Genomic DNA, 25746 nt, shown 5'->3' on the forward strand with positions numbered 1-25746 from the left:
TCCCCGGCGGGGGCTCGGCTTCCGCGGCGGGGGCTCGGATCAGTTGGGGGTGAGGCGGGTGATGATCTCGACGGGTGGGAGGTCTGCGGTGGATTCGGGGGTGCCCTGGGCGAGAGGGGTGGTGGCGATCTCGGCGTAGACGGCGGCGAACGCCTGGAACAGGGCCGGGGTGAGGCCGGCGCTGGACTGGGTGGCGGCGATCTCGCGCATCTCGTCGACGTAGCGGGCGGCCTTCGTGGACGAGCGGGCGATGCCGGACGTTCCGGGGAAGCCGGTGCGGGCCAGGTCGGCCAGGACCGGGTCCAGGACGCCGTGGTGTCCGGCGGTGCGCAATGCTTGGGTGAGCAGGGCGTTCAGGCCCTTGTAGACGCTGGCGGTGCACATCTTCAGGGCGCTGGCGGTGCCGATCTCCGGGCCGAGCACCACCGGGACGACCTGGTCGGCCCAGGGCAGGGCGGCTACGGCGGCGGCCTGCGGTCCGGAGAGGTAGATGTGGGCGCCGGGCTCGGCGGTCGGAGGCGGGCCGGAGATCGAGCCGTCGACGACCGGGAGGCTGCCCAGGGCTTTCGCGACGGCGGCCATGGTCTCCGGGGAGACGGCGTTGAGGTCGGCGACGATCGGTGATCCACCGGTCTCGCGGGCGGCGGTGGCGATGGCGTGCGCGGCGGCCAGGGCCTGGCCGGGTGGCGTGACGGAGAGGATCACGTCGGCGGCGGCTACCACGTCGGCGAGGCTCGGCAGTAGTTCCAGGCCGGCTTGCGTGGCCAGGCGGTGGGTGCGGGCCGACCGGGCGGTCACCGAGGTCACCACGCGGGCGCCGCCTGTTCGGAGGGCCTGGCCGAGGCCGGCGCCCATGAATCCGGGACTCACGATTCCGACGATCGTCATGCGCTGATTCTGTCCCACCCCACCGGCCTGCCGCCGCGCCCCACGCGGTCACGGCCATGGCTGTCGCCCACGCCGCCCGGGCTGCTGCTGCCACCGAGCAGTGGCGGCGCCCACCCTCGCGCCCGCCCCGCGGCTGCAGGCGCGGCGCAGGCGCGGGCGTGGGTGCGGGGCGGGCGCGGGCGTGGGTGCGGGGCGGGCGCGGGCGTGGGTGCGGGTGCGGGTGCGGGGCGGGGCGGGTGATTCTCATTCGGGCGGCATTGACGTACGTTGATGGGAGCGCTCCCAGAACACTCGATTGAGGGAGGTAGAACTCATGCATCGACGTACGCCGGCTGTCCTCGCCAGCGTTCTTGCGGTTCTCGCCGGGTTTCTGGTGGTGACCGCGACCAGGGCGAACGCCGCGGCGGGCTGCAGCGTCAAGTACACCGTGGCCAGCCAGTGGCCGGGGGGCTTCGGGGCGACCGTGGACATCACCAACCTCGGCGACCCGGTCGGCTCCTGGTCGCTGGCGTTCACGTTTGCCGGTGGGCAGACGATCACGCAGCTCTGGAACGGGTCGGTCACCCAGTCCGGGGCTTCGGTCATCGTGCGCAACGCCGCCTGGAACGGGGCCCTCGCCACCGGGGGAACCGCGCAGTTCGGCTTCAACGGGGCGTGGACCGGGGCCAACCCGGCGCCGGCCGCGTTCGCGCTCAACGGGGTGACCTGCACCGGCGGGGTGACCAACCCGAGTACGAGCCCCAGCGCGCCGCCGGCCGCGGCCAAGACCAAGATCATGGCGCTCGGGGACTCGATCACCGGGTCGCCCGGCTGCTGGCGGGCGCTGCTCTGGCAGAAGCTGCCGGCCGACGAGGTGGACTTCGTCGGGACGCTTCCCGGGCAGGGCTGCGGCTTCGACTACGACGGCGAGAACGAGGGGCACGGCGGGTATCTGGCCACCAACGTGGCCGGTCAGAACCTGCTGGTCGGCTGGCTCGCGGCGACCGACCCGGACGTCGTGCTCATGCACTTCGGCACCAACGACGTCTGGAGCAACCTGTCGACGTCGACGATTCTGGCCGCCTACACGACGCTTGTCGGCCAGATGCGGGCCAGTAATCCGGGCATGAAGATCCTGGTCGCGCAGATCATTCCGATGAATCCGTCGACCTGCGCCGAGTGCGCGCAGCGCGTCGTCAACCTCAACGCCGCCATCCCGGCCTGGGCGGCGGGACTGACCACCGCCGCGTCGCCGATCACCGTGGTCGACCAGTGGACCGGTTTCGACACCGCGACCGACACCTACGACGGCGTCCACCCCAACGACGCCGGGAACGTCAAGATCGCCAACCGCTGGTATCCGCCGCTCGCCGCTGTTCTGCCCTGATCGGCGGCTCATTGCCGTACGTCGAAATCGTCCTTTGAATTCGGGGTGTCCGGCCTGGTCGCAGGACCGGGCCGGACATCCGGTCAGTGACCGACGCGCATCTCGCCCAGTTCGGCCCAGCCGTCCTGGTCGACCGACTGACTGACGATCTTGGGGGTGGCCATGAGATAGCGCGGGAGGTCCTGCTGGGCCTGCTTGAAGTGCGCCGACCCGACGTGCTCGGCGCCCGCGTCGCCGTCCCGGAACGCCTCGACCAGCACGTATTCGTCCGGATTGTCGAGGCCGCGGGACCATTCGAACCACAGGCAGCCGAGCTCGGCCCGGGTCGCCTCGGTGAACGGCCGCGCGATCGCCGGCCACTCGTCGGCATGCTCGGGTTTGATCAGGAACTTGGCGGTAATGAAGATCATCGCTGGTTTTCCTTTCGCACCATCGGTCGACCGGGTTCCCTCATCATCGCCCCGGACGCAGGCTGGGAACATGCGAGGCAAAGGAGCCGGGCTGCTGCAATCCGTCGAGCGGGCGATGCGGGTCCTCGATCACATCGCCGCGGCGACCGGCCCGGTGCCGGCGCGGGACGTCGCGGCCTCGCTCGGACTGACCCTGCCGACCACGTATCACCTGCTCACGACCCTGGTCGAGGCCGGTTATCTGGTTCATCTGGGCGACCAGAAGGCGTACGCGCTGGGGCATCGCGTCGATGATCTGGCGCGTTCGCTGCACCGGCAGATCGCCGCGCCACCCGAGGTCCGGCGGGTCGCCGCCGTCGTGCATCGGCAGGCGCACGCCGCCACGTACTACGCGGCCCTGCGCAACGCCGAGATGATCGTCGCCCACGTCGACGAATGCCCGGTCCATCCGCGGATCCGCGTCCTGGACGTCGGGTTCCACGAGGCGCCGCACGCGACGGCGTTCGGCAAGCTGATGCTCGCGACGCTGGCCCCGGCCGACCGTGAGGAACTTCTCGACCGCACCGGCACGCCCGCGGTCACCCCGTCGACGGTCACCGACCGTTCCGTGCTGCTGCGCCAGCTCCGTCAGGTCCGGGGCACCGGTCTGGCCGTGGAGGTCAACGAGTTCCAGCCCGATCTCAGTTGTCTCGCGGCGCCGGTCAACGACGCGGCCGGGCGATTCGTCGGTGCGGTCGCGGTGTCGCTGCCCACGGCTCGGATGCGCGCGGACCGGTGGACCGTCGAGCGGGTGGTTCGCCTGGGCGCGGTCCGCGCCAGCCGGGCGGTGGCCCTCCAGTCCGCTCATCGCGCCTGACCAGGGGAGCCTCAAGTGAGGACCGGCCGCGAGCATCCAACTGGCTCTGAAGGGTGTCTCCAAGGGTGGTCGGGGCTGTGGCGCGGCGCCTCGGCAACGGCGCCGCGCCAGCCGGGGGGCCCGTTCAGGTCGCGGCCAGGCCGTAGCGCGTCTCCAGCAGGCCTCGGCACAGCATGGCGTTGCCCTCGACGCCGGCGCGGACCGTGCGGGCCGAACGCAACCAGCCGGGCAGCCGGTCGCCGGGGATCGGGGCGCCTCGGTCGTCGCAGATCGCGTAGTCGCCGGCCAGGCCCAGCCGGGCCCGGCGCCGGACGACCGCGGCCGTGGCGGCGGGCGCGATCCGGGCCGCCTCGGCCAGGGTGAGCAGCGGGGTCAGGTGTGGGCCGAGGGCACGGGCGAGGCGTTCCTGGGCGGCCACGTGGGCCTTGCGGTCGAAGATCGCGCGAAGTTCGGCCAGCTCCGGGTCCGCACCGTCGGTGGCGAACCCGGTCCCGAAGCCGCCGGCGGCGGCGACCCCGGCGTTGATCTCGTCGGCGGCGAAGTGGTCGAGCAGGATCACCTCGGCCCGGCCGACACCGGGCAGGGCGGCGAGCGCGTCGCGGGCGTCGGCGGCCATCAGCCAGGCGAAGTTCGGGGCGCAGAAGTACGTGGGCAGGCGCAGCTCGACCCGTACCGAATGATCGTCGGTGAACCGCAGGTCGGCGACGAAGCCCAGGTCGGTGATGGGTTGATCGAGTTCCGGGTCGACGACCCGGGCGAGCGCCGCCCAGGCCGCCGTGCGATCCGGCGCCGTCATGCCGCGCCGGAGCCGACGGCCGGGCCGGAGTCGACCGGTTCGTCAGCGATCTCGAACTCGCCGGGAACCTTCAGGTCGTAAAGCCGCGCCGCGTTCAACCCCAGCACCTTCTTCTTGATCCGGGTGGTCAGCACCCCGTACTCCCCCTGCATGTCCTCCGGTATCTGGAAGTCGACGAACTTCTCCACGAGCCATTTCGGCTGCCAGATCGCATAGTCGCTGCCGAATACGATCCGGTTCTCGTCGAGCCAGTACAGCAGTTCGCCGATGATCTGCGCGAAGTATCGGGGCCGGCTGTGGATGAACGGCATCGCCACGGCCAGTCCGGCGTACACGTTGGGTTCCTGGGTGGCGATCCAGCAGAAGTCGTCGAGCCGGGGCAGTCCCACGTGTTCGACGATGAAGTTCAGCGCGGGGAACGCGGTGGCCGCGTCGTCCACGTCGGCGACGTCGAACGCGTCGCGGTTCATCGGGTAGACGGTCGGGCCTTTGTGCACGTGGATGTTGCGTATCCCCAGTTCCTGGCATTTCTGCAGGTAGCGGTAGGCCCACGGGTCGGACAGCTTCCAGCCTTTGGAGTCGCCTTTCCATTCGGCCGTGTAGAGCTTGACCCCGCGCAGCTGCCACCGTTCGTGGAGTCGTTCCAGCGTGGCGAGGCCGGCTTCGCCGTCGCGCGGGTCGAAACGGCCGTTGACGATGAATCGCCCGGGGTGGCGTTCGGCCATCTCGCCGTTCTGTTCGGTGGTGTTGAAGCCGTTGACGTACCAGTCGGTCAGGTAGGTCGACTGCAGGATCGCCACGTCGTCGTGTCCGATGTCGAACAGGTCGTGGATCATGCGCTCCTCGGGGTAGCGCTCGAATTCTTCGAGGGTCCACTTGTACTCGTCGGGCGACAGGTTCGAGTGGTAGTCGTAGAAGCACTTGATGAAACCCTCGCCGTAGCGATTGATCTGATTGGCCGGGCTGCCGTCCCAGAAGTGGGTGTGCCCGTCGACGATGTAGTAGTTCTGCCCGTCCTTGCTGTACATGACCGCCTCCGATCAGGGGACGAGGATGCCGCGCCCGGCGAGCCGCCCGGCTTCCAGGTCGTCCATGGCCTCGTTGATCGCGCCGAGCGGGTATTCGCGGGTGTGCAGGGTGACGCTGCCCTGCGCCGCGAGGGTCATCAGTTCTTCCAGGTCTAGGTAGGAGCCGACCAGGTTGCCGACGATGTTGCGTTCGGTGGAGATCAGGTCGATGGTCGGGATGTTCACCGAGCCGCCGTATCCGATGACGAAGTAGCTGCCGGCCCGCCGGGTCATCGCGAGGCCGGCCGCTTCGGCGCCCTGTTCGCCGACGAAGTCGAGCACGACGTGGGCGGTGTCGGTGAGGTCGTCGGTGGGGGCGGTGACCTCGTGGGCGCCGAGTTCGCGGGCGAGTTCCCGGGCCCGGGCGCTGGGGTCGACGACGACGACACGGGTGGCGGTCATCGCGAGCAGGCATTGGATGCCGATGTGGCCGAGCCCGCCGGCGCCGATGACGACGCAGGTCGTGCCCGGGTGCAGCAGCGGGACCGCTTTGCGGACGGCGTGGTAGGCGGTGAGCCCGGCGTCGGCCAGGGCGGCGACGGCGCGCGGTTCGAGTCCGGGGGCGAGTTTGACGACGGCGCGGGCGTTGGTGAGCAGCAGTTCGGCCAGGCCACCGTCGCCGTCGATGCCCGGGAACCGGGAGTTGTCGCAGTGCACGTCATCGCCGCCGCGGCAGGCGCGGCACAGGCCGCAGGTCGCCAGCGGGTGCAGGATCACCGCGTCGCCTGCGGCGACATTGGTGACGGCGCTGCCTACCTCACGCACCCAGCCCGCATTCTCATGTCCGATTGTGTACGGCAATGAGACGCCCGATTTCTCGGCCCACTGTCCTTCGACGATGTGCAGGTCGGTGCGGCACAGGCCCGCGGCGCCGATCTCGACGAGCACGTCGAACGGACCGGTCACCGCGGGTTCGGGCACCTCGTCGATGGTGGGGCGTTTGCCGTAGGCGTGTACGCGGACCGCCTTCATGAGTGTCTCCCTCGCATCGTCCTGCGCCGGACTCTGCAAGGGAGTTGACTCATTGTGGAAGCACGCGTTCAGACTGTGACAACGGCGCCGGTGAGACCGGGGCGTCGACCGCCGGGTCCTGGTGGGTGAGTTTGCTGGGCCACCACATCCACCGGCCGATGTCCAGGTTCAGGGCGGTGACCAGCACCGATCGGACGACCAGGGTGTCCAGCAGGACCCCGAACGCGACCGCGAAGCCGATCTCGGCGAACGCGACCAGGGGCAGGCTGCCGAGGGCGGCGAACGTGCCGGCCAGCACGATGCCGGCCGAGGTGATCACGCCGCCGGTGGCGGCCAGCCCGATCAGGGCGCCCCGGCGGGTGCCGTGTTCACGGGTTTCCTCGCGGACCCGGGTCATCAGGAAGATGTTGTAGTCGATGCCGAGCGCGACCAGGAACACGAAGACGAACAGCGGGAACGCGGTGTCCTCCCCGCCGAAGCCGAAGACGTGCCGGAACACCAGGGCGCTGACGCCGAGGGCGGCCGCGAAGGACAGCACCACGGTGGCCATCAGGAGGATCGGGGCGACCAGGGAGCGCAGCAGCACGGCCAGGATGATCAGGACGACGAGCAGCACGAGCGGGATGATCAGCCGGTTGTCGTGCTTGTTGGCCTCGTTGATGTCCAGGGTCATGGCGGTGGTGCCGCCGACCTTGGCCCCGGTTCCGCGCAGGGCGTCACGGGCGGCGATCACGGTGTCCTCGGCCGCCTGGCTGTCCGGGGCCGACGTCAGCGTGCCCTCGAACTGGACCAGCCCGTTCTTGACCACCGGGTCCCCGACCGCGCTGATCCCGGGGACCCCGGTGAACGCGGTCCGGACGGCGTCCGCCCGATCGGCGCCGGCGATCACGACGACCGGGTCGCCCTGGCCGGCCGGGAAGTGCCGGCCGAGGACTTCGAGTCCGGCGACCGACGGCTGTTCGCTGGTGAACGAGTCCTGCTGGCTGAGCCCGTTGGCGTCGAGCTGGACCAGGCCGAGCGCCATCGCGCCGAGCACGACGGCGGTGCTGATCCAGACCGCGCGCGGGCGGCGGGCGATCCGGTTGCCCATCCGCGCCCAGAGGCCGGTGGCGGTCGGCTCGGGGGTGCCGTAGCGGGGCCGGACCGGCCAGAACAGCCAGCGCCCGAAGATCACCAGCAGGGCCGGGAGCAGGGTCATCATGGCGAGCAGGCCGACCAGGACGCCGAGCGCGGCGACCGGGCCGAGGCCGCTGGTCGAGTTCACCTCGGCCAGCATCAGGCAGCCCATGCCGATCGCGACGGTGGCCGCGCTGGCGATGATCGCCGGGCCGGCCCGGTGCAGGGCGAACATCATCGCCTCGTGCCGGTCGGCGTGCCGCCGCAGCTCTTCGCGGTAGCGGGCGACCAGCAGCAGCGCGTAGTCGGTGCCGGCGCCGAAGACGAGCACGGTCAGGATGCCCGCGCTCTGCGCGTTCACCACCAGTCCGCCGTGCTCGGCGAGCAGGTAGATCACGGCTTGGGCGCTGGTCAGCGCCACACCGGCGGTGACGATCGGGAGCAGCCAGAGGATCGGGCTGCGATAGGTGACGAGCAGGATGATCGCGACCACGATCAGCGTGGTGTAGAGCAGCGTGCCGTCGATGCCGTCGAACGCACCGGCCGAGTCGGCGGCGACCCCGGCCGGGCCGGTCATGGAGATGCCGAGGCCGTTCTCGCCCGCACCGGAAATGGTCTTGATCTGGCCGACGACGTCGGCGATCTTGTCCCAGCCGTCCGCGTCGATCTTGATCGGCGCGATGATCTGCAGGGCGGCCTTGTCGGCGGACGGGACCGGGCCGATGATCTGGCCGGTGATGCCGGGCACGGCGGCGATCGCCTTCGCGTCGGCAGCGGCTTTCTCCTGGTCGGCCGGGGTGATGCCGCCGGTCCGTTCGTAGACCAGGATGGCCGGCACGATGTCGTCCGGCTGGAATTGTTTCTGCAGCTCGGAAACCTGGGTCGCCTCGGCGTCGCCGGGCAGCCAGGAGGCGTTGTCGTTCTTCTCGACACCGCCGAGCTTGCCGGCCAGTGAGCCGGCGAACACGAGCACCACGATCCACAGTGCGAGCACGATCCATTTCGTGCGGCGCCCGCAGACCAGCCGGGCGAAGGAACCCGTCGTCATCGCTTTCCCCCCAAACGCATGGACGGGCGGAGCGTAGGCCGGACGGGAGATCGATCTGAACCCCTTCCCGGGTCAGATCAGGGATTGTTCAGGGGTGGTGTACGCCCGGCGGCTTACGCACGCGAGTGTCCAGTACGGACGGCGACGTACTCGGGGTGAGGGCATAATCATCGGGGTGACCAATTGGGAGTATGCGCGGTTGGAGTACCGTGCCGCGGGCACGCTGGGCACCGACCGGTTCATGGACTGGACCGCCACGTTCCATCACCCGGGCGGCGTGCTGCGGTGGGGCACCGACGAGCGCTTCGATGATTTGCGCCATATGAATCGGGCCGGGGCGGCGGGCTGGCAGGCCTACGACCGCGCGGTGATCCACGTGAAGGACGAGCCGCACCGGCTGAGCAGCGTCACGTATTCCATGCGCCGCCCCATCCCGACCGACGGGCCCTAGATAACCTCTACGGGTGGCCAAGGAGACCGGGACCAAGCTGATCGCCTCGAACAAGAAGGCGCGTCACGACTACGCGATTCTGAGGACGTACGAGGCGGGCCTGGTGCTGGCCGGCACCGAGGTGAAGACGTTGCGCCTGGGCCGCGCGTCGCTGGTCGACGCGTTCGCCCAGGAGCACGAGGGCGAGTTGATGCTCTACAACCTGCACATCGCCGAGTACGGGTTCGGCAGTTGGACCAATCACGCTCCGCGCCGGACCCGGAAACTGCTGCTGCACAAGGTCGAGATCATCAAGATCCTGAACGCCCTGAACGACGGCAGCGGGCTGACCCTGGTGCCGCTGTCGCTGTATTTCAAGGACGGCTGGGTCAAGGTCGAGCTGGCGATCGCGCGCGGCCTCAAGTCGTACGACAAGCGGCAGGTGCTGGCCAAGCGGGACGCCCAGAAGGAGATCGCCAAGGAGCTGGGACGCCACCTCAAGGGCCGCCGATAGACTCCTTGATCATGAAGTTCGGTCTCGACACGTTCGGCGACGTCACCGCTGACACCTCGTACGCTCAAGTCATCCGCAACGTGGTGGAGCAGGCCGTGCTGGCCGACCGCCTGGGGGTCGACGCCTTCGGCGTCGGCGAGCATCACCGTGACGACTTCGCGATCTCCGCGCCGGAGATCGTCCTGGCGGCGATCGCCGCCCGGACCGAGCGGATCACGGTGGGCACGGCGGTCACGGTTCTCAGTTCCGACGATCCGGTACGGGTGTTCGAGCGTTTCGCCACCCTCGACGCCGTCGCCGGCGGCCGCGCCGAGATCATCCTGGGGCGGGGCTCGTTCACCGAGTCGTTCCCGCTGTTCGGCTTCGACCTGGGCGACTACGAGCAGTTGTTCGAGGAGAAGACCGAGCTGATGACCGAGCTGCTCAAGGAGCAACCGGTCACCTGGTCGGGCACGGTGCGGCCGGCGCTGAAGGACCAGAGCGTGTTCCCGAAGACGGAGTCCGGCACGATCCGGACCTGGATCGGGGTCGGCGGCAGCCCCGAGTCAGTGGTCCGCGCGGCCGGGTACGGTCTGCCGCTCTGCCTGGCGATCATCGGCGGCGAACCGGCCCGTTTCGCGCCGTATGTCGATCTCTACCACCGCGCGCTCAAGGAGTTCGGCCACGCCGAGCTGCCGATCGCGGTGCACTGCCCCGGTTTCGTGGCGGCCACCGACCAGGAGGCGGTCGACCTGCTGTGGCCGCACGCGCGGCGGATGCTGGACCGGCTCGGCCGCGAGCGCGGCTGGCCCCGGATGACCCGGGACCGTTTCGAGGCCGACGTGGCCACCGGCGCCTGGCACGTCGGATCGCCCGAGACCGTCGCTCAGAAAATCGCTGCTACGGTACGGGCCCTCGGCGTCCAGCGGTTCGATCTGAAGTACGCGCACGGCACGCTCCCGCACGAGCACCTGCTCACCGCGGTCGAGTTGTACGGCAGCCAGGTCATCCCGCGGGTCCGCGAGCTGCTGGCCGAGTGAGCCGGTGAACGGGAAGGGCCGGCGATCGCGGTGATCGCCGGCCCTTCCCGTGTACGCCGTGTTACTGCGCGAGCCCGTGAGCCTGGCAGGCGGCCAGGAACTTCGCGGTGCAGATCTCGGACGTCTTGACGGCGCCCGCCTTCACCACGGTTTCGAGCATGTTCGTGGCCGTGACCGCCGCCGGCGCCAGCAGCGACGACTGGATGTAGGCGCCCGACTCCGGGTCCTTGATCTTTTCACTGGCGGCTGGCTTCTGCCCCTTGACCAGGGCGATCGCCAGCTTGGCGGCCTCGTTCGCCTCAAGCCGGATGTCCTTGAAGACGGTCATGCACTGATCGCCGACGAGGATGTTCTGCAGGCCGTCGATGGTGGCATCCTGGCCGGTGACCGGGATCTGACCGTTCTTGTTCTTGGCCCGGAGCACCGTGATGGCCGCGTTGCCGAGACCGTCGTTGGCGGAGAGCACACCCGTGATGTCCGGCCACTGGTTCAGCATCTGGGTGAAGATCTTCGCGCCCTCCTTGTTGTCCCACTGCGGGACGAACTGGTCCGGGCCCTTGATGTACTCGCCGCTGTCGAACTTGGCCTGCAGGACCTTGTCGTAACCGTTCTTGAACAGGGTGGCGTTGTTGTCGGTGGGCGAGCCGTTCAGCTCGGCGATCACCGGCTTGGTCTTCAGCTTCTTCGCCGTCAGGCAGTTGATCAGGCCCTCGGCCTGCAGCTTGCCGACCGCCTCGTTGTCGAAGCTGACGTAGTAGTCGGCGCCGCCGTTCAGCGTGAGCCGGTCGTAGTCGATCACCGGGACCTTGCGGGCCTTGGCCTGGTCGATCGCCCACTTGCCGCTGTCCGAGTCCAGGTTCGCCATGACCAGGACCTTGACGCCGCTGTCGAGCATGGCCTTGGCGATGCCCTTGAACTGCGCGGCGTCACCGTTGGCGTTCTGGATCTCGAACGGGACGTTGGCCGCCTTGAACGCGGCCTTCAGGTAGTTCGGGTCGTCCTTGCTCCAGCGGGTGGAGCTTTCGGTGTCCGGCATCACCACACCGACGCCGCCCTTGCCCTCGCCCGAGGACGTGGCCGTCGAGCTGATCTCGGTGCCGCTGTCGTTGGTGTCACCGCCGTCCGAGCCGCCGTCACACGCCGTGAGCGTGACCGACGTCATCAGCCCGGCAGCGACCAGTCCGATCAGTGCCTTGCGCATGGCAGTTGAAGTCCTCTCAGGGGTGGATCCCGACCTGCATGGGGGGTGCCGGGAAGCCCGCCAAGTATCGGCCACAGCGCCTCGGCCGCAACATCGGGTGTTGGCCTGAGTGCAAGATTATTCACTTCGCCCCCTGTCACGGGCAAGCCATCACGGAACGTATCGACGACTTACTGTTTCCGGAACCGTTTTCACGCGGTCACGACGGCCCGTCTCCACGAGCCGTCGTGACCGTGATCTCACACGAGTCGTCGCCGGATCCACCACAGGGAGAACAGGGACAGCGCGCCGGCCAGCACGAGCGTGGCGCCGAACTCACGCCACTGCAGGGTCCAGAACTTCGAGCCGGGCACGTACGACATCCGTACGCGAAGATTCTGGGTCTTGATCCATGCCTGGCACTCGTCGAAGCCGGCCTTCTGACCGCACTTGGTGAGATCGGCCGGACCGATGAACGGATTCCCGTCGGCACCGAGCACGATGTTCTTCAGAACCCAGGCGCCCGGCACCACCGGGTGGACCTGCAGATGCATCTTGCCGGTCTCCGGGTTCATGCCGATCCCGTCCAGGTCCTCGACGTCGAGCGCGGTGACCGTGTCGGTCGGCTGGGCCAGCCACGGCCGATACACCAGGGGCGCGGCGACCTGCAGGCCGACGACCACCAGCAGGGTGACCGCCATGGCGACCAGGGTCCGGCGCAGGACCAGGCCCAGGGTCACGCCGATCACGAACCCGGCCACCGCGTACCCGATCGGCACGACACCGCGGCCCGGGAAGACCAGCGGGGTGATCCGGTCGCCGCCGGCCGTGTCGATCGGCCCGGCCCACCGGGTCAGGATCAGGCTGAGCACGCCCACGCCGACGACCACGGCGGCGGCGCCGAGCGCCAGCTTCACCAGCAGCCAGCGGCCGCGGCTCACGGACTGACTGAAGATCATCCGGTACGTGCCGGACTCCAGCTCCCGGGCCACCATCGGCGCGCCCCAGAACGCGCCGACGATCGCCGGCAGCAGGAACAGCCCGGCCAGGCCGAAGGTGTACGCGCCCTGCGGCAGGCCGTCGCGCACCTGGGACAGGAACGTCTTCGCGGCGGCGGCGCACGCGTCACCCGAACAGCCGGTATACCCGCTGCTCGACGCGAGATCGGTGACCTGCCGCCAGGAGATCAGGATCAGGGCCAGGAGCAGGACGATCAGGGCGGCACCGGCGATCGCCTGGACCCGCAGTTGCCGCCAGGTCAGCCAGATCATCGTTGCACCTCCAGCACTCGCGCCGGAGCCGTCGCCCCGCTCATGTAGGCCAGCACGATGTCCTCCAGATCCAGCCCGTTGACCTGCCACGACGCGTCGTCGATGGGGGCCGTGCTGCGCACCACCAGCGTCGACTGCACGTCGGTGTGGCTCTGCTCGATCACGTCCCAGCCGGTGGTGTCCTCGACCGGGCGCCGCGGGCCCACGAGACGGTGATGACCGGCCAGCAGGTCCTCGACGTCGCCGGCCACCCGCACCCGGGAGCCGACCAGCACGATCATGTGGTCACAGACCCGTTCCAGGTCGGCGACCAGGTGCGAGGACATGATCACGCTCATCCCGTTCTCGGCGGTCAGCTCCATCAGGCCCTGCAGGAACGCACGCCTCGCGAGAGGGTCGAGCGCGGCCACCGGCTCGTCCAGCAGCAGCAGCTCGGGCCGTTTGGCCGCGGCCACGGTCAGGGCCAGCTGGGCGCGCTGGCCGCCGGAGAGCTTCCCGGCCTTCTGCGCCGGGTCCAGGCCGACGGCGGTGATCCGCCGACGGGCCAGGGCGTCGTCCCAGGACGGGTTCAGGTGGGCGCCGAGCCGGAGATGCTCGGCGACGGTCAGGCCGGCGTAGACCGGCGTGTCCTGGGCGACGAACCCGACCCGCGGCGAGCCGCTGGCCGGCCGCTCGCCGAGCACCTCGATCCGCCCCGCGGTCGGATCGAGAAGCCCGCAGGCGAGCTGCAGCAGGGTGGACTTGCCGGCGCCGTTCGGGCCGACCAGGCCGACGACGTGGCCGGCCGGGATGTCGAGGGTGCAGCCGGACAGCGCGGTACGACGTCCGTACCGCTTGGTCAGCCCCTCGGTGCGTAGTGCGCTAGTCATGACCGCGCCTCCGAAAAATTCCGAAAAGTACTGAGAAAGAGGGCTTCGATGCTCTCGTTGTCGAGGCCGGCCTCCCGGGCCCCGGCCAGCCACTCCTCCAGGCTGCGGCGCAGCGGCTCGTGCCCGGTCGACGTGCCCAGCGTCTTGGTGACGAACGTGCCGACGCCCGGGCGGGCCGTGACCAGGCCCTCGTACTCCAACTCGCGGTACGCCTTGGACACCGTGTTCGGGTTGATCGCGATCCGGGCCACGACCTCCTTGACGGTGGGCAGCTTGTCGCCCTCCTTGAGCAGTCCGAGCCGCAGAGCGTGCCGCACCTGCTGGATCAGCTGCATGTACGGCGCCACCCCGGACCTCGCGTCCAGGTGAAACTCGATCACCTCACCACCCCGTTTCACTAGTTACCTAGCACAATAGCGATGTGAGTCCATCCTGGAAAGAGGGTTGTCCACAGGCCGATGAAGGACGTGGCCCGGGCGGCGGCTCGCATGGCAGGCTGGACGGCATGAGCATCGCCGTGACCGAGCATCTCGGGCCGTGGACCGAGGAGGACTATCTGGCGCTCGGCGAGACCATCGACCGCATCGAGCTGTTCGATGGAAGCGTGCTGGTCAGCCCGGCTCCAGGCGCCCGCCATCAGCACATCGCACGCCGCTTGGCGTCCCTGCTGGATCCGGGCGCCGAGGCGGCGGGGCTCTGGGTCTTCCGGGCGATCAACACCCGGCTGCAGGCCGGCCGGATCGTCATTCCGGACCTCGTGGCCACCCCCGAGGCCGGCGACACGATGGCCGACGCCGGCCAGGTGGTGCTGGTCGGCGAGGTGGCGTCACCGGAAAGCGCCGGTAACGACCGAATTCTGAAGATGATGCTCTACGCGGCCGCGGGAATCGAGTGGTACCTGTTGGTCGAGCCGGAAGGAGACACCGTCACCTCGCGCCTGTTCCGGCTGACCGGGGATCACTACACCGAGCATGCGGGAGGGGAACGGCTGGTCGCGACCGAACCGTTCCCCTTCGAGCTGGACGCCGAGGCGCTGCTGCGCCGGCGCTGAACTACCAGTTCACGGCGATGTACTTGGACTCCAGGTACTCCAGGAGACCCTCGTGGCCGCCCTCACGGCCGATGCCGCTCTGCTTCACGCCGCCGAACGGGGCCGCCGGGTCGCTGACCAGACCACGGTTCAGGCCGACCATGCCGGCCTCGATCTTCTCGCTGACCCGCAGGCCGCGGGCCAGATCACCGGTGTACAGGTAGGCCACCAGGCCGTACTCGGTGTCGTTGGCCAGCCGGACCGCCTCCTCCTCCCCGGTGAACGTGACGATCGGCGCGACCGGGCCGAAAATCTCCTCCCGCAGGATCGCCGCATCGGCGCCGACCCCGGTGAGCACGGTCGGCGGGTAGTAGAAGCCCGGCCCGTCCGGACGGGTGCCGCCGGTGACCGCCGACGCGCCGGCCTCCAGAGCACCCTTGACCAGCGCGTCGACCTTGGCCACGGTGTCCTCGTTGACCAGCGGGCCGACCTGCGTCTTCTCGTCCGTGCCGGGGCCCACCACCAGCGCCGACATGCGCTGGGCGAGCCGGCGGGAGAACTCGTCGGCGACGGCCGCCTCGACGAAGAACCGGTTCGCGGCCGTGCACGCCTCGCCGCCGTTGCGCATCTTGGCCAGCATCGCGCCCTCGATCGCGGCATCCAGGTCGGCGTCCGCGAAGACCAGGAACGGGGCGTTGCCGCCGAGCTCCATCGACGTGTTAACCACGTTCTCGGCGGCCTGGGCGAGCAGGATCCGGCCGACCTCGGTGGAACCGGTGAACGACAGCTTGCGAACCCGGGCGTCGCGCAGCATGGCCGAGACGACCTTGCCCGAGCTGCGCGACGGCAGCACGTTGACCACGCCCTCGGGCACGCCCGCCTCGGCCAGGATCGCGGCCATGGCCAGGGCGGTCAGCGGGGTGTCGCTGGCCGGCTTCAGGACCACGGTGCACCCGGCGGCCAGCGCGGGACCGATCTTGCGGGTGGCCATGGCGGCCGGGAAGTTCCACGGCGTGACCAGCACACACACGCCGACCGGCTGGCGCGTGACCAGGATCCGGTTGGTGCCGCCCGGGGCCGAGGTCAGGTTGCCGTCGATCCGCACGGCCTCCTCGGCGAACCAGCGGAAGAACTCGGCCGCGTACGTGACCTCGCCCTTCGCGTCGGTCAGCGCCTTCCCGTTCTCCCGGCTGATCAGCTCGGCCAGCGCGGCGGCCCGCTCGGTCATCAGCTCGAACGCCTTGCGGAGCACCTCGCCGCGCACCCGCGGGGGTGTCGCGGCCCAGGCCGGGCCCGCCGCCGCGGCCGCATCCACCGCGGCGATCGCGTCGGCCTCACCGCCGTCGGCCACCGACGCGACCGCCTCCCCCGTCGCCGGGTCGAGCACGTCGAACCGGTTCCCCGAGGACGCGGCCAGCCACTTGCCGCCGATGAACAGTTCGGTTTCCACTGCTGCCTCCATCAAGGTCCGAATACGCCCCAGCATTCTCCGGATCGCGGCGCGCCGCCACGCTTCCCGGATTGGCCCCCGCGCCCGGACCGCCCGGCGTCTACCGTGAGCTGCGTGATCGTGGGATTTCTGGGGCTGGGTGTGATGGGCCGGCCGATGGCGCTCAACCTGGCCCGCGCCGGGGTGGAGCTCGTCGTGTGGAATCGGTCGCCGGGGGCGGCGGCCGAGGTGGCGGCGGCCGGGGCGAGGGTGGCCGAGGACGTGGCCGGGGTGTTCCGGGTGGCCGATGTCGTGCTGATGATGCTGGCCACCGATCGGGTCGCCGACCAGGTGCTGGGGCGCGACACCGAGCGGTTCGCCGGGATGGTGCGGGGGCGGACGCTGGTGCACATGGGTACGACCGCGCCGGCCTGGTCGCGGGGGCTGGCCGAGCAGGTGCGCGACGCCGGCGGGCGGTATGTCGAGGCGCCGGTGTCCGGGTCGCGGGTGCCGGCCGAGAACGGTGAGCTGGTGGCCATGCTGGCCGGGGACGACACCGACCTGGACCGGGTGGCGCCGCTGCTGCGGCCGATGTGCCGGGAGGTCGTGCGGTGCGGGGCGGCGCCGAACGGGCTGCTGATGAAGCTGTCGGTGAACACGTTCCTGATCAGCATGGTGACCGGGCTGGCCGAGGCGTTCCACTTCGCCGACCGGCACGGGCTGGACCGGGCGACGCTGCTGGCCGCGCTCGACGCCGGGCCGATGGCCAGCCCGGTGTCCCGGATCAAGGGGCGCAAGCTGCTCGACCGGGACTTCGGGGTGCAGGCGTCGATCCGGGACGTGCTCTACAACAACCAGCTGATCGTGGAGGCCGCCGAGGCCGCCGGGATCCCGTCGCCGCTGCTGGACACGTGCCTGGAGTTGTATGCCGAGACGTCGTCGGCCGGGCATGCGGGTGAGGACATGGCGGCGGTGATCCGGGCGCTCGAATCACGCTGAGAACGGGTGCTCACGCCGTACCGAATAAGGAATTTGATCGGAGAATGTCGCCGAGCGACGGGGGTTCGAGGGGATCCGGGAGGGACGAGAAATCCGAGGGGTGGACCCAGGCGTGGCCCAGCAGCTCGGCTTTCTCGTAGGGCAGAAGGCCTTCGCGGGCCAGGTCCGGGCCGGCGATCGGGTAACGCGCGGCGAAGAACTGTTCCGGGCCGGTCATGCGGCGGCCCTTCCAGATCGTGTCGCGATCGACCATGACGAATGTCGCACTGACGGCTTCCGGGTCGAGACCGGTCTCCTCGGTCAGCTCGCGACGGGCCGCCTCCAGGGGTGTCTCGCCCGGGTCGATGCCACCGCCGGGCGGCTCCCAGAGTTGATGTCCGTCGATCGGATCACGCCAGTTCATCAGCAGGACGCGGCCGTCGGCGTCGAAACAGATCACGCGGACGGCCGGGCGGTGGACCATCTCCATGACAGGAGAGTCTAGGGACGGCCTAAGCTGGGCGGAGTGGCGAAGTACTTCGACGTGCATCCGGATAATCCGCAACCGCGGACCATTCATCAGATCGTCCAACTGATCCGGGAGGACGGGCTGATCGCCTATCCGACGGACTCGTGCTTCGCGCTCGGCTCCCGGATGGGGAACAAGGACGGGCTCGATCGGATCCGGAGCATCCGGCATCTCGACGACAAACACCATTTCACGCTGATGTGCCACGACTTTGCCCAGCTCGGGCAGTTCGTGCAGATCAACAACGCGTCGTTCCGGGCGGTGAAGGCGAGCACACCCGGGCCCTACACATTCATCCTGCCCGCCACCAGAGAAGTCCCCCGGCGACTTCTTCACCCCAAGAAAAAGACGGTTGGCGTACGGATCACCGCGCACACGACCGCACAGGCCATCCTCGCCGAGCTCGGGGAACCGCTGGTCTCCAGCACGCTGCTGCTGCCCGGCGAGGCCGAGCCGATGACCCAGGCCTGGGAGATCAAGGAGGCGCTCGATCACGCGGTGGACGCGGTGATCGAGGGCGAGTGCGGCATCGAACCGACGACCGTCATCGACCTGTCCGACGGGGTGCCGGAGATTCTGCGGGTGGGGGCCGGGGATCCGTCGCGCTTCGACGAGTGATCGGTTTCAGTCCGGGAGGCCGGCCGCGAAGATCCGCAGCAGGTCGGGCACGGCCCAGCGGCCGGTGGGGCGTTCGGTGAGCAGGCCGGCGGCGGCGAGCTCGGCCAGCGCCGGCGCCTCAGGCTGCGACGCCTCAGGCCGCGGCGGGTCGAGCGGCGGCGTCTCGGACAGGGCGGCGGCTTCGGCCGTGGTCACGTCCGGGGCGGGGTGGGTGCCGAGCAGGCGGAACAGGCGGGCCGCGGCCGGGCTCAGGGCGCGGTAGGACCGGGAGAAGACCGTCCGGGGATCGGTGGCCGCGTCGGGGCTGCGCATGCCGTCCAGGCGGGACGCGGCCAGTTCGGCGGCCAGGCCGGTGAGCGGACGGCCGGGGCGCAGCGCCGCCCGGGCCGCGATCGCGACCAGGGCCAGGGGCAGGCCGGCGGCGGCGTCGACCAGGGCCGAGGCCGCGTCGGGTTCGGCGGCCAGGCGGTTCCCGAGGCGGCCGGCCAGCAGCTGCCGGGCGTACCGGTGGGTCAGCGGGTCCAGGACGACCGGGATCGCGCCGTGCGAGGCGACAAGTCCGTCGAGGCGGTCCCGGCTGGTGACCACGACGGCGACCCCGGGGGTGCCGGGCAGCAGTGGGCGGACGTGGGCGGCGTCGCGGGCGTTGTCCAGGACCAGCAGCATCCGGCGGCCGGTGAGCAGGCTGCGGAGCATTCCGGTGCGGGCGTCCGGGCCGTCCGGGATCGGGCGGCCCGGGTCCAGGGCGACGATCAGGTTGCGGGCGGCTTCCGCGGTGGTCATCGCGGTCCCGCTGCGGTCGGAGTCTCCGTCGAAGCCGCGCAGGTCCAGGTAGAGCTGGCCGTCCGGGAAGTCCGGGGCGGCGTGGTGACCCCAGTGGGTGGCGAGGGCCGACTTGCCGATGCCGGGCGGCCCGGTGATCACCGCCAGCCGGCTCGTGCCCGCCGCCGGTCCCGCATCGCGGATCGTGTCGAGGAGGGCCGTTTCCGGGGTGCGGCCGGTGAAGCCCGGCGGCGCCGGCGGCAACTGGGCCGGAACCGGCGTCTCGTGGGTCGCCCGCAGGATCCGGGTGTGCAGTTCGGTCAGTCCCGGCCCCGGCGTGGTCCCGAGCTGGTCGGCGATCGCCGCCTGGGCCCGCGCGTACTCCTCCAGCGCCTGCGTGGGCCGGCCCGCCTCGGCCAGGGCCCGCATCAGCACTTCGACCAGGCCTTCGGCGGTCGGCTCCTCGGCCGCGAACGGGATCAGCCGTTCGGCCACCTCGGCCGCCCGGCCCAGTCGTAGTCCGGCCCGGCCGAGCTGGGCGATGGCGTCCAGGCGTTCCCGGTCGAGGCCGGCCCGGACCCGTTCGGCCCAGGCGCCGGGCACGCCGGCCAGGGTGACGTCCTGCCAGTCGGCCAGGGCGGCGTTGAGCAGGTCACCGGCGCGCTGGTGGTCGCCGTCGGCGGCGGCCGTGCGGGCGTCGTGGATCAGCAGGCGGGCGTGGTACAGGTCGACCCGGTCGGGCGGGATGTCGAGGACGTAGCCGCCGTCGGTCCAGCGCAGCGTGTCCGGGCCGGCGAGCGGGTCGAGGATGCGGCGCAGGCGGGTGGCGTACGGTGCGAGCGGCGTCGCGGAGCGTGGCGGTGTGTCGCCCCAGACCCGGTCGATCAGGGTGTCGGCCGGCACCACCCGGCCCGGGGTCATCAGCAGGGCCGCGAGCAGGCAGCGCTGCTTGCCGGTGCCGATGTCGATCTCGCGGCCGTCGTCGCCGACCAGGCAGACCGGGCCCAGCAGACGCCACCGCATGCCGCTCGTCCCCCGAAATGATCACGCACCGTTGCCGGGAGAACGATCTCTCAGGATGCAATCGATTTGCAAACGATCTTTCCGAGGATGGCCGGACGTCCGCGGGGCCGACGGGGGGCCGTGGACGCTAACTTCCGAATTGCACGGAATTCGGGTCAGCTGAGCAGGGACAGGGGGACGGCCGAGGCCAGCGCGAGCATGCCGGCGTCGTTCGGGTGCAGGTGATCACCGCAGTCGTAGCCCGCCCACATCCGTTCCGGCGCGGCGCCGTCGCGGATCGCGGCGTCGAAGTCGACGACCGCGTCGAACTCGCCGCTCTCCCGGATCCAGCGGTTGAGCGTGGTCCGCACGGCCCGGTGGCCGTCCCGGTCGTACCAGCTGCCGCCGAACGGCAGGATCGTCCCGCCGATCACGGTGAGCCCGGCCGCCCGGCTGCGCCCGATCATCTCGCGGTAGCCGCCGATCAGGGCGTCGGCGCCGGTCCCGGAACCGATGTCGTTCACGCCGATCAGGGTGATCACGTGGGAGACGCCGGGCTGGGACAGCGCGTCGTGGTCGAGCCGGCGCAGACCGGCCGCGCCCATGTCCGGGCTCAGGTCGGCCTCGACCCGCGTCCGGCCGACAGCGCCGCCGGCCCCGGGGACCTTGATGTCCGGCCCGGTGAGCAGCCGGTTGCCGCCGATCCCGGCGTTGAGCACGCCGAGCGGCCGCCCGGCGGCGCGGACCCGGGCGGCCAGCAGGTCGGGCCAGCGCCGGTTGTTCCCGACCGAACTGTTGGCGCCGCAGGTGATCGAGTCGCCGAACGCGACGACGGCCGAGCTCGGCCCGACGGTCCGGACGCTGACGCCGTCGATGAGCACCCAGCGGGTCACGGCGACGCCGCCGCCCGGTGCCGGGGCGCCCGCGACGTTGCCGGTCAGCACATGGTTGACCTGGTAGGCGTGCGAGGTGAGGGTCCCGGTCAGGGTGCGTTGCGGCAGGTGCAGGCTGATCACCAGGTCCTCCCCGGTGGCCAGGACCAGATTCGGCACCGGGTCGCTGACCCGGCTGACGCCGGCTTCAACAACGATGTGGGTACGGCCGTCGAAGGTCACCGGGCGCACGGTGGACGGCCACATGGCGGTGCTGTCCGGGCCGCCGGAGCGGATGCCGGTCCAGACCTCGCCGATGATCACCGGGTCGGCGCTGTAGTCGTTGGTGATCCGGATCCGCGGTTCGTCCCCGCCGAGGCTCAGGTGCACGACCTGGCGGACGGTGCAGTCGGCCGGCAGCGGGGTGAGCTCGGGTGTGGCCGGGGTCGGCGCGGTGGCCCAGGTGCCGGTCCACGGGGTCTCGGCCCGGGCGGTGCGCGGCCGGCCGGCGTTGCCGGGGGCGGCCAGGAGCGCGGCGGCACCGACCCCACCGAGGATCACCGCACGCCGGGTGGTGGCGCGCCCGAGAGCGGGGAGGAAATCCGTTCGCAAGATGATCGCAACGTAGGAAACCGGTGGTGGCGCCGTCAAGCATCCGCCGGAAAGCCGACCCGGGGGTGTGACAGGTGCACACCCCCGGGCCGGTTCGGACCGGCTATCCGGTCGAGCAGCTCAGGTTCTGCACGGTGGCCGGCGCGGTGCCGGAACCGAGGAACCCGAACGTGGTGTAGCTACCGGCCGCGATCGAGCCGTTCCACGTCTCGTTGGTGGCCGTGACCAACGATCCGCTGCTGCGTCCCTTGGCGCTCCAGATGGTGGCCAGGGTCTGCGTCCCCGGCCAGGTCCAGCCGACGCGCCAGCCGTTCACCGCGGTGGTGCCGGCATGCACCATGACCTCGCCCTGGAATCCGCCGCTCCACGCGGAGGTGACGTTGTACATGGCCGTGCAGCCGGTGCTCGTGCCGCCACCCGGGGTGGAGGTGGACGGCGACGGGCTGGCCGGCACCGACGGGCTCGGTGAGGTCGGCGTGGTGCCGACCCCGGTGACCTCGCCGTTGCCGCCGTCGAAGACGACGTCCGAGCAGCCGTAGAACGTCTCCTGGCTGTCCGAGCGGGCCCAGACCGAGTAGATCAGGTGCTTACCGGTCTTGTTCGACGGCAGCTTCCCGGTCCAGTAGTAGTGACCGTCGTCGGTGCCCGGGCCGCCGATCACGGCCGGGTCGGTCGCCTGCGTGAACGGCGTCGGTTCCAGGTCGCTCCAGGCCAGCGGCTTGGTCGGGTCGTAGCCGTCCTTGGTGATGTACAGGTAGAACGTGCCGGGATGCTTGGCCCAGTCGTTGTAGCGGAACTCGACCGAGGCCCCGGCGGTCAGGTGGGTCTGCGGCCAGTCGGTGCGGGCCAGGTTGAAGCCGGTGAAGTTGTACGGCCCACCGGTCCCGCCGCTGCACAGCTGACCGTCCGGGAGGAATCCGTTGACCCGGCCGGCGCCGTCCGAGCGGAGCACGGCGAACCAGTTGTAGAGGGAATTGACGCCGCTCTGGGCGACCGCGGCGGCGCAGGCCGCGTTCTTGGGTTCGATCGCGCCGGTGGTGGGGTTGCGGCCGTCCTGGTAGCAGAGCCAGGTCCGGCTGCCGGGGACCTGCAGGGCGCCGTGCGCCTGCGCGGCACCGGGCAGGACGAGGATTCCGGCGGTCACGGCGAGTGCCATCGCCGCGATGATGCGGAAGATTCTCATGACATCACCCGTTCGGGAACAACCGGGCGAAGTCGGCGTAGCCGGTTGCCACGTCGACCTGGGCCCAGAACCGGTGGTAGTTGAAGGTCGGTGCGGCCCCTCCGTTGAGATACGCCTGGACCTTCGGGAAGTCCGGGTCGTTCTTGTAGAAGGAGCGGATGTCGAGGAACGACACCCCGGGCTTGATGACGTCGCCGTTCGGCATCTTCCCGGTCCAGCCGGACGGGATGTAGAGGCCCTGACCCGTGGAGGCGTCGTAGACGTCGTCGAACCGCTTGTAGTCCTCGCGCGTCTCGGTGACCGACACGCCCTTGCTGTCCTTGTGCGTCCAGATCGCGTCGAGCAGGTTCTTCGCCGCGGTCTTGGCCGCCGCGTTGCCGGACTTGGCCGCGTAGTAGGTCAGCAGCTTGGCGTACGAGCCGGCCACACCCAGGTCGGTGCCCTTGCTCTTGACCGTGACGTGCAGGTTGGTGTTGGCCGCCGGGCTGGACGCGTTCCAGGTGGCCGGCGTGCCGGACCAGGTCAGGTCGGACGGGATCTCGAAGCTGCTGGCGGTGATGGTGGAGTTGGCCAGGGCCCAGGTCACCCACTTGTCCAGCACCGTCTTGGCCTTGGTGTCACCGGTGGTGTAGTAGTACTCGGCCAGGCGCTCCAGCGACCAGGTCTGCATGCCGAACCACTGGTTGGACGGCGGGTCGGCGTAGACCGGGGCCTCGACGTACGAGAGGCCGTAGAAGGTCGGCGTGCCGGCCGGCGGCGCCGAGTAGTCGCCGTTCCAGCTGTTCGTCGCGCCACCGGCGATGGCGCCCTCGCTGGACTGCAGCCACTGGTAGAACTCGAGCTGCCGGCTCAGGCTGGACTGCCAGTCGGCCTTACCGGTGGCCGACTTGGGCGTGAGCGCGGTCGTGCTGGACAGCGCGTACGCGGCCATCGGGTTCTGGTAGCCGAAGTGGCTGGTGCTGGAGCCGATCCGCCACGCCCAGCCGGCGCTGGTGTCGTAGGCGCCGCCCCAGGCGTAGTACCAGGACATCAGGTTGCTGGAGCTGTTCTTGCCGGTGCCCGCCGCGCAGGACGTGGAGGTGCACCCGGGCTGCTTGAAGTACTTGTCGTAGAACGAGTACCGCAGGTAGTCGCCCATCTTGGCGGCGTTGGCCACGGTGCCGGAGATCTGCGACTGCTTGCCCTGGGCGGTGGCCCACTGGTTGGCCCAGTACGCGACCTGGATCGAGCGCGCGTCGGCGTCCGGGGCGTTGGTGTACTTCCACTGCTTGGCGTAGGACGTGTCCTTGGTGAACAGGTCCAGGTAACCGTTGGGGCCGCCGTACTTGAACGTGTCGCAGGACGGCTGCGGGACGGTCTCCCACGTCGACTCCTGCGGCCCGCGCTGGAACGTGTTGATGTAGGTGACCCGCGAGGTCCCGTCACCGCAGTGGCCGAAGCCGTACACGTTGTCGACGTCCATCAGCCAGTGCGTGCCGTAGATGTCGTCGGTGTTGTACGTGCTCTTCAGCTCCGCCGCCAGCGGATCCGTGCCGACCGACACCGACGTGTCGAGCTGCGACGGGTACTGCGACGGCAGCGGGTGCTCGGCCGCGTACGTGGCCGGCTTGGACGCGTTGTAGTTCGCGTTCGTCGGCTGGTCCGCGTGCGACGGGATGATGTACTTCTCCATCGTCGTCCAGGCGCTGTTGAACGGCGCCCAGTCCCCGGTGACCTGACCGTGCTCGGCCTCCAGCCACAGCCAGTAGCTGAACGCCTCGCTCGTCGTCTCGTGCCCCTGGTCGGGCGCCTCGTCGATGAGCGTCTCGATCGAGTGGTAGGGCACGCCCTCCGGGCTGAAGTAGCCGTTGGCCGAGTTCTTGATGTCGTTGTACATCTGGGTGAACCGGGCGTCGACCGCACCGGCCTTGATCACACTCACCCCGACCGCGGCGGCGGTGTATCCGCTGGCCGTGGCCGTGATGGTGGCGGTGTCACCGGCGGCCGCCGAGCTCGCCGCGGCGATCGTCACGGCCTGCCCGGTGCTCCAGTTCGACGGGGTGAACGTGAGCGTGGCCGGGGTGGCGGTGACGTTGGTGCTGCCGGCGCTGCGGGCCACCGCGACGGTGACGTTCGCGCTCGGCGCCGCGCTCAGCGCCAGCTTGAACGAGCCGCTCGCGCCCGGTTCGAGCGTGGCCGACGTGGCGTCGGCGACGATCGCCGGGGAGGTCGAGGCGTCCACGAAGACCGGGACGTCGGCCGTGCTGCTCTTGGTGCCGGCGCCGTCGTACGCGATGGCCTGCAGGTGGTAGGCCGCGGTCTGGGCCGGGACACCGGTCCAGGTGTACGCGTACGGCGAGGTCGTGTCGGTCCCGAGCAGCAGCCCGTCGTGGTAGAACTCGACCTTGGCGATGCTCTGCCCACTGGCCGCCGTGGCCGTGGCCGCGATCGGGATGGACGCCGGCCCGGTGTAGCGGGTGTTCGACGCCGGGCTGCTGATCGCCACGGTCGGCGCGGCGGCCGAGCCGTTGCAGGCCACCCCGTTGAGCGTGAACGCGGTCGGCACCGGGTTGCTGGAGCCGAACGTCCCGTTGAAGCCGGTGCTGGTGGAGGCGCCGGTGCCGAGCGTGCCGTTCCACGACGCGTTGGTCACGGTGACGTGCTGGCCGCTCTGCGCGTAGGTGCCGTTCCAGCCCTGGCTGACCTTCTGGGACGTGTCCGGGAAGTTGTACTCCAGCTTCCAGGACGTCAGCGGGTCACCGGAGTTGGTGATGGCGATGTCGCCGGTGAAGCCGCCGCTCCACTGGCTCTGCACCTTGTAGACCACGGCGCAGCCGGCGGCGGCATAGGCGGGCGGGCCGCCGGCCGCGAAGGCCGCTCCGGCGCCGAGGACGGCGACGCCGAACACGGCCAGCCTGCGGCGCAGACTTTGACCTCTGCTTTGTCTCAC

The 25746-nt window shown here is 70.3% G+C and carries 24 protein-coding genes; 8 read left to right on the forward strand and 16 right to left on the reverse strand.

What is annotated here, in order from left to right:
• Positions 1-39 precede the first annotated feature (39 nt).
• Positions 40-888 carry a DUF1932 domain-containing protein gene (locus ACSHV8_RS27665; RefSeq protein ID WP_436520158.1) on the reverse strand — a complete coding sequence of 283 codons (849 nt, stop codon included), beginning with the start codon at positions 886-888 and terminating at the stop codon, positions 40-42.
• Between the two features lie 313 nt (positions 889-1201).
• On the opposite strand from ACSHV8_RS27665, the gene ACSHV8_RS27670 reads away from it, so the two are divergent.
• Positions 1202-2254 (forward strand): cellulose binding domain-containing protein, encoded by a 1053-nt coding sequence (locus ACSHV8_RS27670; protein ID WP_436520160.1) that lies wholly within the window; start codon positions 1202-1204, stop codon positions 2252-2254.
• A gap of 83 nt (positions 2255-2337) precedes the next feature.
• Here the strand turns inward: ACSHV8_RS27670 and ACSHV8_RS27675 are convergent, their stop codons facing one another.
• A complete protein-coding gene (locus ACSHV8_RS27675) occupies positions 2338-2664 on the reverse strand; it encodes a putative quinol monooxygenase (protein ID WP_436520162.1) in 327 nt (108 codons plus the stop codon).
• 70 nt (positions 2665-2734) lie between these two features.
• Here ACSHV8_RS27675 and ACSHV8_RS27680 point away from each other — a divergent pair, with 70 nt between their 5' ends.
• Positions 2735-3520 carry an IclR family transcriptional regulator gene (locus ACSHV8_RS27680; protein ID WP_436520164.1) on the forward strand — a complete coding sequence of 262 codons (786 nt, stop codon included), beginning with the start codon at positions 2735-2737 and terminating at the stop codon, positions 3518-3520.
• A 124-nt stretch (positions 3521-3644) separates the two neighbouring features.
• Here ACSHV8_RS27680 and ACSHV8_RS27685 read toward each other — a convergent pair whose 3' ends face one another.
• From ACSHV8_RS27685 to ACSHV8_RS27700, 4 genes are read right to left on the reverse strand one after another with little or no spacing between them, the layout of a single operon-like run.
• Positions 3645-4316, reverse strand: coding sequence for an iron-sulfur cluster assembly protein (locus ACSHV8_RS27685; RefSeq protein ID WP_436520166.1), 672 nt, complete (start codon positions 4314-4316; stop codon positions 3645-3647).
• A complete protein-coding gene (locus ACSHV8_RS27690) occupies positions 4313-5344 on the reverse strand; it encodes an amidohydrolase family protein (protein WP_436520168.1) in 1032 nt (343 codons plus the stop codon). The genes ACSHV8_RS27685 and ACSHV8_RS27690 overlap by 4 nt, the downstream gene beginning before the upstream one ends.
• Positions 5345-5356: 12 nt before the next feature.
• Positions 5357-6355, reverse strand: a complete 999-nt coding sequence (locus ACSHV8_RS27695) for an NAD(P)-dependent alcohol dehydrogenase (protein ID WP_436520170.1) — start codon at positions 6353-6355, stop codon at positions 5357-5359.
• A gap of 49 nt (positions 6356-6404) precedes the next feature.
• Complete coding sequence (locus tag ACSHV8_RS27700; protein ID WP_436520172.1) at positions 6405-8519, reverse strand: MMPL family transporter; 2115 nt, start codon at positions 8517-8519, stop codon at positions 6405-6407.
• 175 nt (positions 8520-8694) lie between these two features.
• Between ACSHV8_RS27700 and ACSHV8_RS27705 the strand changes: the two genes are divergently transcribed.
• From ACSHV8_RS27705 to ACSHV8_RS27715, 3 genes are read left to right on the forward strand one after another with little or no spacing between them, the layout of a single operon-like run.
• Positions 8695-8970, forward strand: a complete 276-nt coding sequence (locus tag ACSHV8_RS27705; protein ID WP_436520174.1) for a hypothetical protein — start codon at positions 8695-8697, stop codon at positions 8968-8970.
• Between the two features lie 13 nt (positions 8971-8983).
• On the forward strand, positions 8984-9463 hold the full coding sequence (gene smpB, locus ACSHV8_RS27710) for an SsrA-binding protein SmpB (protein WP_436520176.1): 480 nt from the start codon (positions 8984-8986) through the stop codon (positions 9461-9463).
• Between the two features lie 11 nt (positions 9464-9474).
• The gene (locus ACSHV8_RS27715) at positions 9475-10482 is read left to right on the forward strand and encodes an LLM class flavin-dependent oxidoreductase (RefSeq protein ID WP_436520178.1); all 1008 of its coding nucleotides are present in this window, start codon (positions 9475-9477) and stop codon (positions 10480-10482) included.
• A gap of 61 nt (positions 10483-10543) precedes the next feature.
• Here the strand turns inward: ACSHV8_RS27715 and ACSHV8_RS27720 are convergent, their stop codons facing one another.
• From ACSHV8_RS27720 to ACSHV8_RS27735, 4 genes are all read right to left on the reverse strand, one after another.
• Positions 10544-11683, reverse strand: a complete 1140-nt coding sequence (locus ACSHV8_RS27720; RefSeq protein WP_436520180.1) for a sugar ABC transporter substrate-binding protein — start codon at positions 11681-11683, stop codon at positions 10544-10546.
• A gap of 239 nt (positions 11684-11922) precedes the next feature.
• On the reverse strand, positions 11923-12933 hold the full coding sequence (locus ACSHV8_RS27725) for an ABC transporter permease subunit (protein ID WP_436520182.1): 1011 nt from the start codon (positions 12931-12933) through the stop codon (positions 11923-11925).
• Positions 12930-13802 carry an ABC transporter ATP-binding protein gene (locus ACSHV8_RS27730; protein WP_436520184.1) on the reverse strand — a complete coding sequence of 291 codons (873 nt, stop codon included), beginning with the start codon at positions 13800-13802 and terminating at the stop codon, positions 12930-12932. The genes ACSHV8_RS27725 and ACSHV8_RS27730 overlap by 4 nt, the downstream gene beginning before the upstream one ends.
• Positions 13799-14182 (reverse strand): GntR family transcriptional regulator, encoded by a 384-nt coding sequence (locus ACSHV8_RS27735; protein ID WP_436520186.1) that lies wholly within the window; start codon positions 14180-14182, stop codon positions 13799-13801. The genes ACSHV8_RS27730 and ACSHV8_RS27735 overlap by 4 nt, the downstream gene beginning before the upstream one ends.
• Positions 14183-14307: 125 nt before the next feature.
• Between ACSHV8_RS27735 and ACSHV8_RS27740 the strand changes: the two genes are divergently transcribed.
• A complete protein-coding gene (locus ACSHV8_RS27740) occupies positions 14308-14853 on the forward strand; it encodes a Uma2 family endonuclease (RefSeq protein WP_436520188.1) in 546 nt (181 codons plus the stop codon).
• A 1-nt stretch (position 14854) separates the two neighbouring features.
• On the opposite strand, the gene ACSHV8_RS27745 is transcribed toward ACSHV8_RS27740, so the two are convergent.
• On the reverse strand, positions 14855-16249 hold the full coding sequence (locus ACSHV8_RS27745; protein WP_436536930.1) for an NAD-dependent succinate-semialdehyde dehydrogenase: 1395 nt from the start codon (positions 16247-16249) through the stop codon (positions 14855-14857).
• Here ACSHV8_RS27745 and ACSHV8_RS27750 point away from each other — a divergent pair.
• Positions 16142-17260 carry an NAD(P)-dependent oxidoreductase gene (locus tag ACSHV8_RS27750; RefSeq protein ID WP_436536932.1) on the forward strand — a complete coding sequence of 373 codons (1119 nt, stop codon included), beginning with the start codon at positions 16142-16144 and terminating at the stop codon, positions 17258-17260. The genes ACSHV8_RS27745 and ACSHV8_RS27750 overlap by 108 nt on opposite strands.
• A gap of 10 nt (positions 17261-17270) precedes the next feature.
• On the opposite strand, the gene ACSHV8_RS27755 is transcribed toward ACSHV8_RS27750, so the two are convergent.
• Positions 17271-17729 carry an NUDIX hydrolase gene (locus ACSHV8_RS27755; protein WP_436520190.1) on the reverse strand — a complete coding sequence of 153 codons (459 nt, stop codon included), beginning with the start codon at positions 17727-17729 and terminating at the stop codon, positions 17271-17273.
• 36 nt (positions 17730-17765) lie between these two features.
• Between ACSHV8_RS27755 and ACSHV8_RS27760 the strand changes: the two genes are divergently transcribed.
• Entirely contained in the window at positions 17766-18386 is a 621-nt protein-coding gene (locus ACSHV8_RS27760) for an L-threonylcarbamoyladenylate synthase (RefSeq protein ID WP_436520192.1), read from the forward strand.
• 6 nt (positions 18387-18392) lie between these two features.
• On the opposite strand, the gene ACSHV8_RS27765 is transcribed toward ACSHV8_RS27760, so the two are convergent.
• From ACSHV8_RS27765 to ACSHV8_RS27780, 4 genes are all read right to left on the reverse strand, one after another.
• On the reverse strand, positions 18393-20171 hold the full coding sequence (locus tag ACSHV8_RS27765) for a BTAD domain-containing putative transcriptional regulator (RefSeq protein ID WP_436520195.1): 1779 nt from the start codon (positions 20169-20171) through the stop codon (positions 18393-18395).
• Positions 20172-20326: 155 nt separating this feature from the next.
• Positions 20327-21634: an SGNH/GDSL hydrolase family protein gene (locus ACSHV8_RS27770; RefSeq protein WP_436520197.1), complete on the reverse strand. Its 1308-nt coding sequence runs from the start codon at positions 21632-21634 to the stop codon at positions 20327-20329.
• 103 nt (positions 21635-21737) lie between these two features.
• Positions 21738-22817 (reverse strand): lytic polysaccharide monooxygenase auxiliary activity family 9 protein, encoded by a 1080-nt coding sequence (locus ACSHV8_RS27775; RefSeq protein WP_436520199.1) that lies wholly within the window; start codon positions 22815-22817, stop codon positions 21738-21740.
• 4 nt (positions 22818-22821) lie between these two features.
• A complete protein-coding gene (locus tag ACSHV8_RS27780; protein ID WP_436520201.1) occupies positions 22822-25746 on the reverse strand; it encodes a glycoside hydrolase family 48 protein in 2925 nt (974 codons plus the stop codon).

Origin of the sequence: Actinoplanes sp. HUAS TT8 (genome assembly GCF_051380535.1) — a bacterium.
Taxonomy (GTDB): Bacteria; Actinomycetota; Actinomycetes; order Mycobacteriales; family Micromonosporaceae; genus Actinoplanes.